This window comes from Glutamicibacter protophormiae (assembly GCF_016894325.1).
Lineage (GTDB): Bacteria > Actinomycetota > Actinomycetes > Actinomycetales > Micrococcaceae > Glutamicibacter > Glutamicibacter protophormiae.
Genome location: NZ_CP069806.1, coordinates 2,676,417 through 2,693,473 on the forward strand (window position 1 = coordinate 2,676,417; position 17,057 = coordinate 2,693,473).

At 66.7% G+C, this 17,057-nt stretch carries 17 protein-coding genes; 10 read left to right on the top strand and 7 right to left on the bottom strand.

Features of this window, described 5'->3' with window-relative positions; translation table 11 throughout:
• The first annotated feature begins 18 nt into the window (after positions 1-18).
• From JQN66_RS12515 to JQN66_RS12535, 5 genes are all read left to right on the top strand, one after another.
• Positions 19-1,032, top strand: a complete 1,014-nt coding sequence (locus JQN66_RS12515; RefSeq protein WP_204675310.1) for a bifunctional GNAT family N-acetyltransferase/GrpB family protein — start codon at positions 19-21, stop codon at positions 1,030-1,032.
• Between the two features lie 116 nt (positions 1,033-1,148).
• Positions 1,149-1,595 (top strand): hydroxyphenylacetyl-CoA thioesterase PaaI, encoded by a 447-nt coding sequence (gene paaI, locus JQN66_RS12520; RefSeq protein ID WP_204675312.1) that lies wholly within the window; start codon positions 1,149-1,151, stop codon positions 1,593-1,595.
• A 33-nt stretch (positions 1,596-1,628) separates the two neighbouring features.
• Complete coding sequence (locus JQN66_RS12525) at positions 1,629-2,948, top strand: phenylacetate--CoA ligase family protein (RefSeq protein WP_188948796.1); 1,320 nt, start codon at positions 1,629-1,631, stop codon at positions 2,946-2,948.
• Positions 2,949-2,980: 32 nt separating this feature from the next.
• A complete protein-coding gene (locus JQN66_RS12530) occupies positions 2,981-3,610 on the top strand; it encodes a TetR/AcrR family transcriptional regulator (protein ID WP_188948795.1) in 630 nt (209 codons plus the stop codon).
• 192 nt (positions 3,611-3,802) lie between these two features.
• Positions 3,803-4,528, top strand: a complete 726-nt coding sequence (locus tag JQN66_RS12535; RefSeq protein ID WP_204675314.1) for a nicotinamide mononucleotide transporter — start codon at positions 3,803-3,805, stop codon at positions 4,526-4,528.
• Between the two features lie 84 nt (positions 4,529-4,612).
• On the opposite strand, the gene paaZ is transcribed toward JQN66_RS12535, so the two are convergent.
• Positions 4,613-6,736, bottom strand: coding sequence for a phenylacetic acid degradation bifunctional protein PaaZ (paaZ, locus tag JQN66_RS12540; protein ID WP_204675316.1), 2,124 nt, complete (start codon positions 6,734-6,736; stop codon positions 4,613-4,615).
• 91 nt (positions 6,737-6,827) lie between these two features.
• On the opposite strand from paaZ, the gene JQN66_RS12545 reads away from it, so the two are divergent.
• Positions 6,828-7,256 (top strand): hotdog fold thioesterase, encoded by a 429-nt coding sequence (locus JQN66_RS12545; RefSeq protein ID WP_204675318.1) that lies wholly within the window; start codon positions 6,828-6,830, stop codon positions 7,254-7,256.
• A 108-nt stretch (positions 7,257-7,364) separates the two neighbouring features.
• Here the strand turns inward: JQN66_RS12545 and JQN66_RS12550 are convergent, their stop codons facing one another.
• A complete protein-coding gene (locus JQN66_RS12550) occupies positions 7,365-7,733 on the bottom strand; it encodes a VOC family protein (RefSeq protein ID WP_204675320.1) in 369 nt (122 codons plus the stop codon).
• Positions 7,734-7,764: 31 nt separating this feature from the next.
• Positions 7,765-8,493 (bottom strand): tyrosine-protein phosphatase, encoded by a 729-nt coding sequence (locus JQN66_RS12555; protein WP_188948790.1) that lies wholly within the window; start codon positions 8,491-8,493, stop codon positions 7,765-7,767.
• Between the two features lie 137 nt (positions 8,494-8,630).
• On the opposite strand from JQN66_RS12555, the gene JQN66_RS12560 reads away from it, so the two are divergent.
• Positions 8,631-9,536 (top strand): serine protein kinase RIO, encoded by a 906-nt coding sequence (locus JQN66_RS12560; RefSeq protein WP_204675322.1) that lies wholly within the window; start codon positions 8,631-8,633, stop codon positions 9,534-9,536.
• A gap of 75 nt (positions 9,537-9,611) precedes the next feature.
• Here JQN66_RS12560 and JQN66_RS12565 read toward each other — a convergent pair whose 3' ends face one another.
• The gene (locus tag JQN66_RS12565) at positions 9,612-10,226 is read right to left on the bottom strand and encodes an acetate uptake transporter (protein ID WP_204675324.1); all 615 of its coding nucleotides are present in this window, start codon (positions 10,224-10,226) and stop codon (positions 9,612-9,614) included.
• Between the two features lie 126 nt (positions 10,227-10,352).
• Here JQN66_RS12565 and JQN66_RS12570 point away from each other — a divergent pair, with 126 nt between their 5' ends.
• Positions 10,353-11,201 carry a helix-turn-helix transcriptional regulator gene (locus JQN66_RS12570; RefSeq protein WP_188948787.1) on the top strand — a complete coding sequence of 283 codons (849 nt, stop codon included), beginning with the start codon at positions 10,353-10,355 and terminating at the stop codon, positions 11,199-11,201.
• A gap of 55 nt (positions 11,202-11,256) precedes the next feature.
• Here JQN66_RS12570 and JQN66_RS12575 read toward each other — a convergent pair whose 3' ends face one another.
• The 3 genes from JQN66_RS12575 to JQN66_RS12585 are packed head-to-tail and all read right to left on the bottom strand — an operon-like array spanning position 11,257 to position 14,154.
• Entirely contained in the window at positions 11,257-12,129 is an 873-nt protein-coding gene (locus JQN66_RS12575) for a 3-hydroxyacyl-CoA dehydrogenase family protein (RefSeq protein WP_188948786.1), read from the bottom strand.
• A gap of 2 nt (positions 12,130-12,131) precedes the next feature.
• The gene (locus tag JQN66_RS12580; protein ID WP_188948785.1) at positions 12,132-12,926 is read right to left on the bottom strand and encodes an enoyl-CoA hydratase/isomerase family protein; all 795 of its coding nucleotides are present in this window, start codon (positions 12,924-12,926) and stop codon (positions 12,132-12,134) included.
• A gap of 4 nt (positions 12,927-12,930) precedes the next feature.
• Positions 12,931-14,154, bottom strand: a complete 1,224-nt coding sequence (locus JQN66_RS12585; RefSeq protein ID WP_188948784.1) for a thiolase family protein — start codon at positions 14,152-14,154, stop codon at positions 12,931-12,933.
• Between the two features lie 338 nt (positions 14,155-14,492).
• On the opposite strand from JQN66_RS12585, the gene JQN66_RS12590 reads away from it, so the two are divergent.
• Together JQN66_RS12590 and JQN66_RS12595 are read left to right on the top strand one after the other, a co-directional pair.
• Positions 14,493-15,929, top strand: a complete 1,437-nt coding sequence (locus JQN66_RS12590) for an MFS transporter (RefSeq protein WP_188948783.1) — start codon at positions 14,493-14,495, stop codon at positions 15,927-15,929.
• Positions 15,930-16,066: 137 nt separating this feature from the next.
• Complete coding sequence (locus JQN66_RS12595) at positions 16,067-17,029, top strand: 1,4-dihydroxy-2-naphthoyl-CoA synthase (protein ID WP_204675326.1); 963 nt, start codon at positions 16,067-16,069, stop codon at positions 17,027-17,029.
• Positions 17,030-17,057: the final 28 nt, after the last annotated feature.

Below are 17,057 nucleotides of genomic sequence, written 5' to 3' on the forward strand. Positions count from 1 at the left end.
ACCACCAGAAAGGCGGCCATGCGCCACATCCAGATCTCCGAGTACCGCCAGCATCCCGCCGTGCGCGAGCTGCTGGCGCTGGCCGCCGACCCGGTGGACGAGGCAGCCCTGCAGGAACTGCTCGATGACTGCGAGCGGCTGCAGGTCCTCGCCGCCTTCGGCAAAGACGGCACCCCGGCGGCGCTGGCCGCCTATCGGCTGCACGACGAATACAGCCTGTGCGTCGAGTACCTCGCGGTGCTGGGGACGCAGCAGCGCCGGGGCCTGGCCTCGGCGCTGCTGCGGCGGCTGCAGAAGCTGCACGGCCGCTGCCTCTGGGCCACCACCGATGATGATGCGGTGGACTTCTACCGCGCGCTGGGCTGCGTCATCAGCGACAGCGCCGCGGATCCGCGCTGGCCGGGCGCCCGGCGCTACCTGTGCACGCTGCCCCATGCTCCCCTGCTCGCCCGGCAGCCGGACACCGACCCTGCGTACGAGCAGGTCGACGGCCGCCCCTCGCGCGGCATCATCGACCTGGCCCCGGCCGATGGCCGATGGCCCGATGACTTCGAGAAGATCCGCGCGGCGCTGGCCGCCGCCCTGGGCGCCCGGGCCCTGGCCATCGAGCACACCGGCTCCACCTCGGTGCCGGGGCTGCCGGCGAAGCCGCTGCTCGACATTGCCTTGCTGGTGCCGGACGCCGATGACGAAGAGCGCTACGTCCCGCAGCTGCGCGCCGCGGGGATGGTCTTCTGGCACCGCGAACCGGGGTGGTACAAGCACCGCATGTTCAAGCCCGGAGCCGGCACCGGGCTGGCGAACGGCAACATCCACGTCTTCAGCGCCGGAAGCCCCGAGTTCCTGCGCATGGTCCTTTTCCGCGACCATCTGCGCAGCCACCCGGCGGATCGCGACGCGTACGCCGAGGTCAAGCGTGAGGCGGCGCAACAGCTGGCGGCCCTGCGCGGGGCGCAGGGGCTGGTGATGGATTACAACCGGATCAAGGAACCATTCATCCTTGACCTGCACCGACGGATTTTCAGCCGCTAAGACTTTCCCCCACGATAGCCAGCCTTTCGCAGACGAATCACCGCCAGAACTTGACTTGACTCACATTTTGTTATTACCTAATGATCGTTCGGTAAATAATTCGGCGAAGGAAGTCCATGAGCGAAACACAGGTCGAGAAGCCTCTTCCGCACGCAATTCTCGAGAACGACTATGCCACGCAGTGGATGGGCATCGAGGTTGTCGAGGTCTGTGAGGGCAAGGCCGTCATCACCATGGAGCTGAAGCAGGAGATGCTCAACGGCTTCGGCATCGCCCACGGCGGGATGATCTTCGCTCTTGCCGACACCGCTTTTGCCCTGAGCTGCAACCCTCCCGAGGGTTCGGAAGACACCATCACCGTCGCTTCCGGAGTGGACATCAACTTCCTCAAGCCGGGCATGCCCGGACGCCTGTTGACCGCATCCGCGCGCCGGGTCTCCCAGCAGGGCCGCAGCGGACTCTACGACATCACCGTCACCCAGCCAGGCCGCGACGGAGCTACGGAAACCGTGGCCGAGTTCCGCGGACGATCACGAACCGTCCCGAAGCCCAAGAGCCGCTAGCCCTTTCCGCCACCACCACACGAAAGTACGAGCATGTCACAGAACATCGACCGCGACAGCCTGCCGAATCCGCTGGATGCAGAAGAGACCATGAGCCGCGACCAGATCGAATCGATCCAGCTCACCCGCCTGAAGGAAACCCTGCACCTGGCCTATGACAAGGTGCCGTACTACAAGGAAAAGTACGACGCGGCGGGGGTGCACCCGAACGACCTGAAGGAACTGGATGATCTGAAGATCTTCCCGTTCACCGAAAAGGAAGACCTGCGCAAGACCTACCCGTTCGGCATGTTCGCCGTGCCGCAGCACGAGGTCGCCCGCATCCACGCCTCCTCGGGCACCACCGGCCGCGCCACCGTGGTGGGCTACACCCAGCAGGACCTGGACGACTGGGCCAAGCTCGGCGCCCGCTGCCTGCGGCTGTCCGGCGTGAAGCCGGGCTGGAAGGTCCACAACGCCTACGGCTACGGCCTGTTCACCGGCGGCATGGGCGCCCACGCGGCGGCCGAGCGCCTGGGCACCACCGTGATCCCGATGTCCGGCGGCCAGACCGAGAAGCAGATCACCCTGATCAAGGACTTCGCCCCGGACGCCATCCTGTGCACCCCGACCTACCTGCTGACCATCGGCGATGCCATGCAGCGCCAGGGACTGGACCCGCGCGACACCTCGCTGAAGGTCGCCGTGCTCGGGGCCGAGCCGTGGACCGAGGAGATGCGCCATGAGCTGGAGGAGATGTTCGGCATCGACGCCTGCGACATCTACGGGCTGTCCGAGGTTATGGGCCCTGGCGTGGCCGGCGAATCGCGCGAGCGCAAGGACGGCAGCCACATCTGGGAGGACCACTTCCGCCCGGAGATCCTCGACGCCTACGACGAGACGAAGGTGCTGCCGGACGGCGAGCACGGCGAGCTGGTCTTCACCTCGCTGACCAAGCAGGCGCTGCCGATCATCCGCTACCGCACCCACGACTTGACCCGCCTGATGCCGGGCACCGCGCGTCCGGGCCACCGACGCATGGGCCGCATCACCGGCCGCAGCGACGACATGATCATCCTGCGCGGCGTGAACCTGTTCCCGAGCCAGATCGAGGAACTGATCTTGAAGGTGCCGGCCCTGTCCGCGCACTTCCAGCTGGTGCTCACCCGCCCGGACCGCATGGACCAGCTGGCCGTCAAGGTCGAGCGCCGTCCGGACGCTTCGGCCGAGGACGTGGCCAATGCCGCCAAGACCCTGGCCAAGCTGATCAAGATCCATGTGGGCTCCTCCTGCGCCATCGACGTGGTGGATCCGGAGACCTTGGAACGCTCCATGGGCAAGCTCAAGCGCATCTTCGACCTGCGCAACAGCTAGCCTCCACGGAGACGTGAAATAATCGAGGCATTATGCAATCAACCCAAGCAGTGACCCCACCGGTCAAACGCGGCCGTCCCGGTTACGACCAGGAAACCGTGCTCCAGATCGCCGTCGAGGCGTTCAACGAGTACGGCTACGATGCAACCTCGATGGGCAAGCTGGCCGACCGGCTGGGCATCAGCAAGTCGGCGATCTACCACCACGTCCCCTCCAAGGAGGATCTGCTGCGCCTGGCGCTGGACGAGGCGCTCATTCCGCTGGAGTCCATGATCGAGCAGGTGCGCCGGCACGAGGGAACCGCCGACGAGCGTCTGGAATTCTTCCTGCGCTCCACGGTGCGCATCCTGATCGCCAAGCGTTCCTACGTGACCCTGCTGCTGCGCCTGCGCGGCAACACGGAGCTGGAGCGCACCGCGTTGGAGCGCCGGCGCCAGATGGACCGCGAGCTCTCCGAGCTGGTGACTGTGGCACAGCGCGAGGGACGGCTGCGCGAGGACCTAGAGCCCCGCGCAACGGCCCGCCTGCTGTTCGGCATGATCAACTCCGTGGTGGACTGGTACCGGCTGGACGGCGTGATCGATGCGGTGACCTTGGAGAACCAGGCGATTTCGCTGCTGTTCAACGGCCTGCATGCGCTGCCCAAGAACCAGACCTCCTGAACCCGAGTGGCGAAGGCCCCGGTTCGCCCCTTTCGGGCGGGCCGGGGCCTTCGGCGCGCAGCGGGCAGTGCGCGGCGCTGCGGAACCCGCAGGCTCCCCTGCGCTTGTGCTCCTCACAGGATTCACGGCTAACATCGTAGGGGTGCGTTTTGCGCCCGCTGAGCCGTATACAACTCAACACAAAGAAGCATCGTGGATTCAATTATTGATAGTCTCTTCCAGCTGTCCTTGAGCACCAGCTCTGGCGTGCAGATCCTGCTGTTCGCGATCAGCGCCCTGTTCGTGGTCATCGCCGCGCTGCTGCTGGCGCACCGCAACGACCTGGGCTGGTGGGCCCTGATCATGGCGGTGTTCTCCGGACCGATCATCAGCGCCATGAAATACGACCTCTACTCGCTGTTCTACGGCGTCCCGCTGCTTCTGCTGGCGATCTTCGGCCTGTGGCGCTTCTCGCGCTTCGAGCTCAAGGGCAAGTTCATCCGCATGGTGACCCGCACCCCGCTGACCGCGACCTCCGTGGTCGGCCTGCTGGCGGGCGTCATCCTGCTGGTGGCCCTGCACTTCAATGTCTTCCTGTTCAACGGCAGCTACCTCAGCGCCACCCCGGAAGTCTGGGCCATGTACGTTTCCGACGCTGTGATCTTCGCGTCCTTCGTGCTGATCGCCCGCGGCGTGCGCAGCGGCTGGCTCCTGCTGGCCGCCGGAGCGATCTCCTATGTTGTGGTCTACTTCATGGTCAGCCCGATGCTGGGCATGCTGGGCCTGTACGTGTTCACCGCGCTGGCCGCGCTGTACGGCTGGTACCAGTGGCGCGCGCTGCCCGCCCCGGCGCAGCCCGAGCCGAGCGAGGAAGAGATCGCCCTGGAAGCCGCCGCCAAGGCCGCCCTGGACAAGTTGAACTCCGCAGACGACAAGTAGATATTTCTCGGCACAACACAACGCCGGCCTTCGAGAATTCTCGAAGGCCGGCGTTGTGTATAAGGCGCTACCGCCGCACGGGGCTTAGCCCTGCCAGTTGGCGTAGGTGGAGTCGGTCTTCTCCACCAGGGTCAGCACGTCGTAGGTCGCCACGATCTCGTCGTTCTGGTTGTGCAGCACGGCGTCCCAGGCGACCTCCCCGTACTCGTCGGTCACGCGCGGGGTGATCTTCTTGGCGGTCAGGGTCACGCGGATCGAGTCCCCCGCGCCCACCGGGGTGATGAAGCGCAGGTTCTCCAAGCCGTAGTTGGCCAGCACCGGTCCCGGAGCCGGCTCCACGAACAGACCGGCGGCCCAGGAGACCAGCAGGTAGCCGTGGGCCACGATGCCCGGGAAGAACGGGTTGGCTTCGGCGGCCTTCGCATCGGTGTGCGCGTAGAAGGTGTCGCCGGTTTCGTTCGCGAAATCGGTGATCTCCTGCAGCGAGACCTCGCGCAGGTCCGAGACGAAGCCGTCGCCGATCTTCAGCTCGGCCAGCGACTTGCGGAACGGGTGCACGTTGGAGGCCTGGCCGCCGAACTTCCCGCTGCCGGCCAGCGACTGGGCGGCTCCGGTGTGCCACACGCCGGTCAGGGCGGTGAGCATGTTCGGGGAACCCTGCACCGCGGTGCGCTGCATGTGGTGCTTGACCGAGCGCACGCCGCCCAGTTCCTCGCCGCCGCCGGCGCGGCCCGGGCCGCCGTGGACCAGGTGCGGCACCGGTGAGCCGTGGCCCGTGGTGCTGCGCGCGGTTTCGCGGTTCAGGATGTGCACGCGGCCGTGGTGGCCGGCGATGCCCAGCGACAGCTGGCGCATGGCCTGCGCGTCGTTGGTGCAGACCGTGGCGACCAGCGAGCCGGCGCCCAGCGCGGCCAGGGCCACTGCCTCGTCCACGGTGTCGTAGCCGACCACGGAGCTGACCGGGCCGAAGGCTTCGCGGGAGTGCAGGATCGGGTTGCGGGCGTCGTCCCAGCGCAGCACCATCGGGGCCATGAAGGCGCCCTGCTCGGCCACCGCGTCGGTGTCCGGGGCCACGCGGACCTTCGGCGCGTCCAGCGCGCCGTAGGCCAGCTCGCCGCCGGCGTCCAGCATGTCCTGCACCGCGGCGCGCACGTCGCGCAGCTGCTCCAGGGAGGCCAGCGCGCCCATGGTCACGCCCTCGACGCGCGGGTCGCCTACGACCACGCGCTCGTCGATGCGCTTGCCGATGGCTGCGATGACCGCATCCACCTGGCTTGCCGGCACGATGTTGCGGCGGATGGCTGTGCACTTCTGGCCGGCCTTGGTGGTCATCTCGTTGACGACGACCTTGATGAAGGCGTCGAACTCCGGGGTGCCCTCCACGGCGTCCGGGCCGAGGATGGCAGCGTTCAGCGAGTCGGTCTCGGCGCTGAAGCGCACGCCGCCGTCGATGACGTTCGGATGGGCCTTCAACTTGCTGGCGGTGGCCGCCGAGCCGGTGAACGCGAACATGTCGCGGTAGTCCAGGTGGTCCATCAGGTCGCGGGCCGAGCCGGAGAGCAGCTGCAGCGAGCCGTCCGGCAGTAGGCCGGAGTCGAGCATCAGGCGCACGACGGCTTCGGTCAGGTAGCCGGTCGGGGTGGCGGGCTTGACGATGGTCGGCACGCCGGCGATGAAGGCCGGGGCGAACTTCTCCAGCATGCCCCAGACCGGGAAGTTGAAGGCGTTGACCTGAACCACGACACCGGTCAGCGCGGTGTAGATGTGGGTTCCTAGGAACGAGCCGTCCTTGCTCAGCGGCTCGGTCGGGCCGTCGAGGATGACGTTGGAGTTGGGCAGTTCGCGGCGGCCCTTGCCGGAGAAGGTGAACAGCACGCCGATGCCGCCGTCGATGTCCACCATGGAATCGATCTTGGTGGCGCCGGTCTTGTAGGAGATCTCGTAGAGCTCCTTGCGGTGCTCGTTGAGGTGCAGGGCCAGCTCCTTGAGCTTCAGCGCACGCTCATGCAGCGAGAGCTTGGCCAGTTCGCGCTGGCCGGTGGTGCGGCCGTAGGCTACGGCGCCGGCCACATCGAGGCGGTCCTTGGTGACGGTGGCGAGCAGTTCGCCGGTGTTGGCATCAAGTACTTCGGTGCCTCCCTCGGCTGCTGGGGTCTGCCATTGACCGGCAATGAAACTTGGGACTACACCAATCTGGGCTGTCGTCATCGACGCAATTCCTTCCTGAACGGTCGGTCAGTATTAGTGTTAACCATAACAGCAATGACGTGATCGACGACACCCGTAAAGGACCGTGAAAATGACCGAAGTACAGCACCAGGCCCAGAACCTCGAACCGTGGACGATTGAGCTGGGCGAATTGGACCGCAAGATGGGTGTGCGCATCATCGAGGAGTCCGTGGACAAGGTGGTGGCCACCATGCCGGTGGAAGGCAACACCCAGTCCTTCGGGCTGCTGCACGGCGGCGCCTCGCTGGCCGTGGGCGAGGCGGTGGGCTCCTGGGCCGCAGTGAAGTTCGCGTCCACCTTCGGCAAGGTCGTGGTGGGAGTCGACGTCAACGCGACGCACCACCGCTCGGCCACCGAGGGCCTGGTGACCATCACCGCCACCCCGATCAAGCTGGGCCGCCGCATGACCAGCCACGAAGTGCTCATCACCGATGCTCAGCAACGCCGCATCTGCACCCTGCGCATCACCAATCTGGTGGTGGACAAGCCCAAGCGCTAGGCTTCCATGTTCCATGCTCGGGTTACGACGCGACAAGGCAGAAGCGAGCGGCTGACCCGGGATGCTGAATCTCATGAACACGCGGGCTCGCCGTCGGCGGGCCCGCTTCTAGTCGGAAGCCCAGACGCCCAGCTCGTTTCCGGAGGGGTCGGTGAAATGCAGCCGTCGGCCGCCGGGGAACGGATAGGCCGGCTGGTCGATCCAGCCTCCGGCCGCTTCGATGGCGCGGGCCGTGGCGTCCAGGTCCTCGGAATACAGCAGCACGAAGGGCCCTCCGACGGGCCGCGGCTTGTCGGCCAGCAGCAGTCCCCCGGATTCCTCCGTGCCCGCCTCCGGCATGAGGATGCCGGCGTACTGCTCGCCGTAGTCGACGAACTTCCACCCGAAGGCGACCGAGTAGAAGTCCTTGGCTGTTTTCAGGTCGGTGACGGTCAGTTCAACATAGTTCAAGGCATGATGCCGCAGCTTTCCATCCATGCCCCGAGCCTACAGTTCCGCTGCGGCCCTGTCAGGGGTCTTCGCGGCGCGCCAGCTCCCGCACGGCGGCAAGCCTGTTTTCGCCCAGGCCTTGGCCGAGCAGGTAGCCCTCGGCGGTGCCGAGCCAGTCGAGGAACTTCTCCAGCTCCTCGGCGCGGCCGCGGATGATCGAGTCCAGCTCGCCGGCCGGCTGGTGGGACTCGTAGGGGTGCTTGCGCGGAGAAACCCGATGCCATTCGTTGATGCCGCGCACCGCCGCTTCGTCGTGGGCCAGGACTTCCTCGCGCCGCCCGGCCAAATCCAGCAGCAGCGTCGCCACCAGGCCCGAACGGTCCCGTCCGGCGGAGCAGTGGATCACCGCGCCGCTGCGGGTTGCGGCCAGGTTCTCGAAGACCGCGGCCAGATGCCCGCCGAATTCCTCGCAGACCAGCCGGTACATCCCGGTGTGGTTCATGTACGGGACGGCGATCGCCTCGAAGCGCTCGTTGCCCGGGGCTTCCAGCGGAAGGTTGAACAGCTCGATGCCCCGCAGGCTCGGCTCCTGCACCACCGGGTCGTGTTCGCGGCGGCGGATCTCCCCGGGGTTGCGCAGGTCGATGACCCTGTCGATGCCGTCCGCCCGCAGCTGCCGCCAGCCCCGCTCGGTGAGCCATTCGTGGCGTCCCATGCGGTAGAAGGCTCCGCAGATGCGGCGGGCGTTGATCGCACCGTCCCAGTGGACGTCCATCGACTGCTTGCGGTACTCGGGGGCGTGGCTCATGTCTCCATTGCAACACATTCGCAATCTGCTGTAGAGTCTTAGTCATTGGTAAATGCCAATGAGTCTACCCGAGGAGGGATACCGATGAATGTCCGTTACCTTGCAACGCCATCTCCCCTCCTCACCAAGGACTTATTGTGTCTTACTACCCTGGCGGCGACACCGCCGCAACACCCCTAGCGTTCAACGGCTTCGACGAGGCCGACACCCGACTGAAAACCCGCCGCGGACGCCCCGCCTGGAACGAAACCGCCCAGGATGAGCTGGCCGACGGGCAGCGCTACTCCACGTGGCCGTCCATCGAAAAGGGCTGCCGCGGACCCAAGCCCTACCCGTCATGGCTCATCGAGGATGCCGCGGCCCTGGATACCGAGCTCGGGATCCTCAAGACCGGCAAGGAAGGGGATGTCTTCCTCGTGGAGCGGGCCACCGAGGCGCGCAGCGCGTTGCTGGCGGCCAAGCGCTACCGCGGCCGGGAGCATCTGCAGTTCAGCCGCTCCCAGGCCTACAGCGAGGGCCGCTCCGCGCGGCGCTCGCGCGATAACCGTGCGGTGAAAAACAATTCCAGCTACGGCCGCGAGGTGGCCGCCCTGCAATGGGCAAGCGCCGAATGGACGTATCTGCGCCGCTGCCACGAAGCGGGGATCCCGGTCCCCTATCCAGTACAGATCGACGGCACCGAAATCCTCATGGAGTTCATTGCGGACCCGCAGATCCCGCGGGCCGCCGCGCCCCGCCTGCAGCAGCTCTCCCGCAACGATCCGCGACTGCCGGCCCTCTGGGACCAGCTGGCCGACGCCATGGAGAAATTTGCCCTGCTGGGCATCGCGCACGGCGACCTCTCGGCCTACAATCTGCTGGTGGCCGGCGATCGCCTGGTGGTTATCGACGTGCCACAATGCGTGGATCTGGCCGGCAACGTGCAGGGCCTGGATTTCCTGCACCGCGACTGCGTCAACATGTGCGACTGGTTCACCGCCAAGGGCCTGCCGCGCGACGCCGAGGCACTGTTCACCTCGCTGCTGGCCAGCATGTTCGCCTAGACGGACGGCAGCCCGCCGCCCCGGGAATATCCGGGACGGCGGGCTGCCGTTGGCAGCGTTCTGCGCTGCTGCGGGCTACTTGGCCCACATCGGCAGCACCTCGCGCTTCCAGGTGGCGTTGGTGACGACGGCGAAGGAACCGTACGCGGCCAGCGCCGCAGTGAGAAGGCCCAGCCAGCCGCCGAGCTCGTGGATCAGCTGGTTGCCGGTGAACGCGCCGATGGTCAGGGCGACGAACGCGGTGCACAGCACGGTGAACACGGTGACCAGGACCCCGTTGGTTTTCAGCGAGGCGATGGTCATGTAGATGGTGAAGAGGGTCCATCCCAGCAGGTAGACGCCCATGCCGACGGATCCCACGGCCGCGGCGATTTCCGGGGTGGTTTCGATCCACCAGAAGCCCATCCAGAACATCCCGTAGGAGGTGAAGGCGGTGGCGCCGAAGACATTGCCCTTGAAGAATTCGATGACGCCGGCAATGACCTGCGCGATGCCTCCGTAGAAGAATGCCAGCGCCAGGACCGCGCTGCCGGCTTCGGGAATCAGTCCCGCATTGGCCAGGCTCAGCACGAAGGTGGTCATGGCGAAGGCACCCAGGCCGAGGGCTGCCGGATCGGCGATGACGGTCTTGGCGGCAGGCTCTTCGCGCAGCGGCAGATCGAGGTCGGGGCGGGTCAGTGTTGCAGTCATGGGGCACACTCCGATGTGTGTAGCGGTACAAGGTGATCGTCGGCCGGTGACCTTCGTCACCAACTCTCCTGCAGGTATCCTAGAGAGACAGTGAGGCGCATCACTACCATCTAAAGGAGGTAGCAGTTGACCACCGATTCTTCACCCCAGGTGGCTCTGCTGGAGCGTACGCTGAACACCCTGGCCGCCCGCACCGGCTTCCCCGTGGCCTTCGGCGGCTTCGCGGACCCCGGGGGCACCGTGCTGACCAGCTTCTCCGGAACCCGCACCGGGGTGTTGCGCGGGCTGGTGATCCAGCCCGGGCAGGGTCTGGGCGGGCTGGCGCTGGCCCGGCGGGAACTCACCGCCACCGGCTCCTACCACCAGTCCCCCGACATCATCCACAGCTACGACCGCGAGATCGGCGTGGAAGGGATCATCACGCTGCTGGCGATTCCCGTGGTGGTCGACAACCAGGTGCGGGCGCTGATCTACGCGGGGCTGCGCGACCGCTCGCAGCTCACCGACGAAATGCTGGCCACGGCCGCCGGCGAGGCGCGGCGCCTGGCTTGGGAGCTGTCGGTCCACGAGGAGACCGAGCGCCGCCTGGCGGTGCTGTCTGCGTCGGAGGCGCATGCCACGCACGTCTCGGACCTGGCGCTGAGCCAGGAGGACCTGACGGTGCTGTACACCGAACTGCGGGATATCGCCCGGCTGGTCGAGGACCCGCAGCTGGCGCAGCGGCTGAGCACCGCGGGATCCATGCTGCGCGCCGGGCAGCGGCGCGAGCTGGGCGGGCCGGGACCGTTGTCGACACGGGAATTGGATGTGGTCACGCACCTGGCCCTGGGCAAGCGCAATGCGCTGATCGGCGCGCACCTTGACCTGGCCGAAAGCACCGTCAAGAGCTATATCGCCTCGGCCATGCGCAAGCTGGAGGCGGACAACCGGTTCGACCTGGTGCTGCGGGCCCGAAGCCGCGGTCTGATTCCCTGAACCACCCGCCGGAAACGCGAAAAGGGCTGCTTTCGCAGCCCTTTCCATCATGTTCCTACCAGGTGTAGAAGCCCTGCCCGGTCTTGCGGCCGAGCTTCCCCTCCGCCACCAGGTCCTTGAGGATCTGCGGCGGGGCGAAACGGTCGCCCAAGGTCTCATGAAGGTATTCGGCAATGCCCAGGCGCACGTCCAGGCCCACGATGTCGGTGGTCTTCAGCGGGCCGGTCGGGTGCTTGTATCCGAGCACCATCGCGTTGTCGATGTCCTCAGCGCTGGCCACGCCCTCTTCGACCATGCGCATGGCTTCCAGCGCGATGGCCACGCCCAGGCGCGAGGAGGCGAAGCCCGGGGCGTCGTTGACCACCACGGCGGTCTTGCCCAGGGCTTCAACCCAGCCGCGCGAGGCGTCGACCAGCTGCGGGCTGGTCTGCTTGCCGATGACGACCTCGATCAGCGTGGAGGCCGGGACCGGGTTGAAGAAGTGCAGGCCCAGGAAGTTCTCCGGGCGTGCGAGCTTCTCCGCCAGGCCAGAGACCGACAGCGAGGAGGTGTTCGAGGCGAGCACCGCATCCTGCGCAAGCGATTCCTCCACCGCCTGCAGCGAGGAGACCTTCAGGTCCCAGATTTCCGGGACAGCTTCGATGACCAGCTGGCGGTCGGCGAACGCCGCGTAGTCGACCGAAACGCTCAGGCGCGAGGTCATCTCACCGAGGTTTGCATCGGTGGCACCGCGTTCGATGGACTTGGCGGCGGCAGCTTCAACGCGCTCGCGCGCGGCGATGGCGGAAGCCTCGTCGCGTTCCACGACCAACACGTCGCAGCCCTTGATCAGGAAGGCGTGGGCGATGCCGGCGCCCATGCGCCCGCCGCCCAGCACGCCCATTTTCGCAGGCAGTGCGCCGTCGATAAAGTTTGTCGCTTCACTCATGCTTACTTCTTCTTTCGGTCTAGGAATGCCTGCATGCGGTCGAACTTGGCCTGGGACTCGAAGAGCATGCCCTGGGCCAGGTTGTCGATGATCGGGTGAACTTCGCGCGGGGCGTGGAATACCGACTTGCTGATGCGCACGGCCAGCGGGTCCTGCGCGGCGATGCGGTCCGCCAGCGCATCCGCGGCGGCATCCAGCTCGGCGGCCGGGTGCAGCTCGGTGATCAGCTGCACCTCCAGGCACTGCGCCCCGGTGAGCACCTTGCCGGCCAGCAGGATTTCCTTGGCCAGCGGCTCGCCGACCAGTTCCTTCAGGCGCCAGGTGGCGCCGGCGGCGGCCATGATGCCCAGGTTGGTTTCCGGGTTGCCCATGCGCAGGTCCTCGGTGCCGATGCGGAAGTCGGCCGCGTAGGCCAGTTCCGCGCCGCCGCCCAGAGCGAAGCCGTCCAGCGCCGCGACCACGGGCATCGGCAGCTTGGCGATGCGGTCGAAGATGCCGGAGTTGATGCCGGCCAGCGCGTCGTCGCGGCGGCGCTCGCGCAGCTGGGCGATGTCCGCGCCGGAGGCGAAGATCCCCTTGGAGCCGCGCGGCTTGTCCTCGGTCGGAGCCTGGGACGGGGTGCCGGCCAGGATCATGATCTTCGGGGTGCGCTCCAGGTAGGCGCAGACCGCGTGCAGCTCGTCGACCATGACCTGGTCGATGGCGTTGCGGACCTCGGGTCGATGCAGGCGCACCCACACGCGGTCAGCGGTCTCGGTGAGCTGCAGGGTGGTGAAGTCTTCGGGGGTCAGGCTCATGGGCTTAGACACCCTCCACCAGCAGGGCGGTGCCCTGGCCGACGCCCACGCACATGGTGGCCACGCCGAGCTTGCGCTGCGCTCCGGCCAGTTCGCGTTCCATGCGGCCCAGCAGGGTGATCACGATGCGCGAGCCGGAGGAGCCCAGCGGGTGGCCCAGCGCGATGGCGCCGCCGTCGCGGTTCACGATGGACGGGTCCACACCCAGCTCGTTCATGCTGGCCAGCGACTGGCTGGCGAAGGCCTCGTTGATTTCCATGGCGCCGATGTCCCCGATGGACAGCCCGGCGCGGGCGAGCACCTTGTTGGTGGCCGGAACCGGGCCCATGCCCATGATCTCCTGGGCCAGGCCGGCGGCCTGCCCGTCGACGATGCGGGCGCGCGGGGTCAGGCCATACTTCTCGATGGCGCGCTCGGAGACCACCAGGATGGCCGAGGCTCCGTCGTTCAGCGTCGAGGCGTTGCCGGCGGTGACCACCGAGCCGCCCTTGACGACCGGGCGCAGCCCGGCCAGGACCTCTGCGGTGGTGCCGGGGCGCGGGCCCTCGTCGGTGTCCACGACGGTATCGCCCTTGCGGCCCTTGACGGTCACCGGGACGATCTCGTCCTTGAAGCGTCCGGCCTCGATCGCTGCAATGGACTTGGCGTGGGAATCCACGGCGAACTGGTCGGCGTCCTCGCGGGAGATGTTGTAGACGCGGGCGACTTCCTCGGCCGTCTCGGGCATCGAGTAGGTGGCCTTGCCGTCGCGGGACAGCTCGCCGGAGAGGAAGGCGGGGTTGGTGAAGCGCCAGCCGATGGAGGTGTCGAAGGTCGCCCCCGGCTTGGCGAAGGCCTTGGCAGGCTTTTCCATGACCCACGGGGCGCGGGACATGGATTCCACGCCGCCGGCCACCACGATGTCCGCGGCGCCCGACTTGACCATGTGGCTGGCCATGGTGATGGCGCTCATGCCCGAAGCGCACAGGCGGTTCACGGTGATGCCCGGAACGGTGTTCGGCAGGCCGGCCAGCAGCCAGGCCATGCGCGCTACGTTGCGGTTCTCTTCGCCGGCCCCATTGGCGTTGCCGAAAATGACCTCGTCCACCAGCGCCGGGTCGATGCCTGCGTCGTCGATGACGCGGCGGATGGTCAACGCCGCCAGATCGTCCGGGCGCACGCTGCTTAGCGCTCCGCCGTACCGTCCTACCGGGGTACGTGCTCCGCCTACGAGAAATGCCTCGGCCATGATTGCTCCTTGCGACAGAAAAGTAGTGATGCTCAGCACTCTAACTTACTGACCATTCGTTCAATAATACAAGCTCGGCTCGCCACAAACATTACGTGAAACCCCCTGCTGTTTAGGAGCTCTGCCCATTGATCACGTGATACCCAATCGAATATATCCGTGAGAGGATCCAATGGATTCCATGTCAACCGTTGAATTACATGATCACGTGGCGTAACCTCGGTTACTTGACCGACTCCGGGCCTGCCCGGATCGTGGACCGTAACCGGGACGCCAAAGTTTTCCAGCGGCTGCCCGGGCATCCGGTCGACGGAAAGCTGAGACGCATCGGAGCAGTAATGCAACCGGAAAACAGCCAACCACAAGACAACACCGATAACTCGTCATTCTCGCCGGACCTGACCAAGGACATCGGGCCGGACATGTCCACCGCGGAAGGCCGCAAGGAGGTCCGCAAGGCCACCGCCGCTTCGGCCATGGGCAACATGACCGAATGGTTCGACTACGGCGTTTACGCGGTCGCCGTCACCTACATCACCGCGCATTTCTTCCCCACCGAAGGCGGCACCGTGATGGCCTTGGCCACCTTCGCCCTCTCCTTCCTGGTCCGTCCCCTGGGCGGATTCGTCTGGGGTCCGCTGGGCGACAAGCTCGGACGCAAGAAGATCCTGGCCCTGACCATCCTCTTGATGTCCGGCGCGACGTTCCTGATCGGCGTGCTGCCGACCTATCAGATGGTCGGCGTGCTGGCCCCGGTGCTGCTGGTGCTGCTTCGCATGATCCAGGGATTCTCCACCGGCGGCGAGTACGGCGGCGCCGCGACCTTCATGGCCGAGTATGCCCCGGACCGCAAACGCGGGTTCTTCGGCTCCTTCCTTGAATTCGGCACCTTGGGCGGTTTCGCGCTGGGTACCGCGGTCATGCTGCTCCTGCAGCTGGGACTGGGCGAGGAAGCCATGATGGCCTACGGCTGGCGCATCCCGTTCTTCCTGGCGCTGCCCATGGGCCTGATCGGCCTGTACCTGCGAAGCAAGCTGGAGGACACCCCGGTCTTCCAGGAACTGGAGGAATCCGGCGCAACCGAGCAGGGCGGCTCCCTGAAGGACCTGTTCACCGCCTACTGGCGCCCGATCCTGACCATGGGCGGGCTGGTGATCGCGCTGAACGTGGTGAACTACACCCTGCTCAGCTACATGCCGACCTACCTGGAAACCCAGCTGGGCCTGGATTCGACGGCTTCCCTGGCGACCATCCTGATCGGCGAGGTGGCCATGATGGCCGTCATCCCGTTTGCCGGCTCGCTCTCGGACCGCATCGGGCGCAAGCCCATGTGGTACTTCTCGGTGATCGGCCTGTTCGTCCTGGCCCTGCCGATGTTCTGGCTCATGGGCCGCTCCTTCGCCTGGGCCATCGTGGGCTTCGCGGTGCTGGGCCTGCTGTACATCCCGCAGCTGGCAACGATCACCGCGACGTTCCCGGCGATGTTCCCCTCGCAGGTGCGCTTCGCGGGGTTCGCCGTCACCTACAACGTGGCCACGGCGCTGTTCGGCGGCACCGCGGCCATGGTCAACGAGGCGGCCATCAACTCCACCGGATTCCTGCTGTTCCCGGCCGTGTACATGATGGCCTCCTGCGTGATCGGCCTGATCGCCATCAAGTTCATGCCGGAGACCGCCGGTGCCTCGCTGCGCGGCACCGAGATCCCGGATGCCCACGACACCGGCATCCTGGCTGCGGTGCCTCCGGCGGCCGACAGCTCGCGGTCGGGCGCCTGAGCGAACTGTCCGACCACGGCGGCGGTGCTCCCCTGTTGGGGCAGCACCGCCGCCGCCGTTTGCGCCGAACGCGCAACAAAGCTGGCCCGGCGGCCGAAGTGCTGAAGAACGCGCGGCAAACGGCTAGCATTCATAGGGTGAGTAGCCAGAATAATTCCGCATTGCCCCACAAGGTTTCCGATATCTTCGACCCGACCCGGTGGCGGGTGGTCGAGGGATTCGACTTCACCGACATCACCTACCACCGCCAGGTGGAACGCGACGCCTCCGGCGCGATCCTGCGCGACCTGCCCACCGTGCGCATCGCCTTCGACCGGCCCGAGGTGCGCAACGCATTCCGCCCGCACACCGTGGACGAGCTCTACCGCGCCATGGACCATGCCCGCATGACCGGAGACGTGGCCACCGTGCTGCTCACCGGCAACGGCCCCTCCCCCAAGGACGGCGGCCATGCCTTCTGCTCGGGCGGCGACCAGCGCATCCGCGGCCGTGACGGCTACCGCTACGCCGAGGGCGAGACCCGCGAGAGCATCGACCCGGCCCGCGCCGGGCGCCTGCACATCCTGGAGGTGCAGCGCCTGATGCGCACCATGCCCAAGGTCGTGGTGTGCGTGGTCAACGGCTGGGCCGCCGGCGGCGGGCACTCGCTGCATGTGGTCTCGGATTTGACCATCGCTTCCAAGCAGCACGGCAAGTTCAAGCAGACCGACGCCACCGTGGGCTCCTTCGACGCCGGCTACGGCTCCGCGCTGCTGGCCCGCCAGGTCGGGCAGAAGACCGCCCGCGAGATCTTCTTCCTGGCCCGCGAGTACTCGGCCGACGACATGGTGCGCATGGGCGCGGTCAACGAGTCCGTGGAGCACGAGCGCCTGGAAGAGGTGGCCCTGGAATACGCGGCGGACATCGCCGCCCAGTCCCCGCAGGCCATCCGCATGCTGAAGTTCGCCTTCAACCTGGCCGACGACGGGCTGGCCGGCCAGCAGGTCTTCGCCGGCGAAGCCACCCGCATGGCCTACATGACCGACGAAGCGGTGGAGGGGCGCGACGCGTTCCTGGGCAAGCGCGACCCGGACTGGTCGAACTACCCCTACTACTTCTAGCCGCGCAGCGCACCACCACCTATCCGAT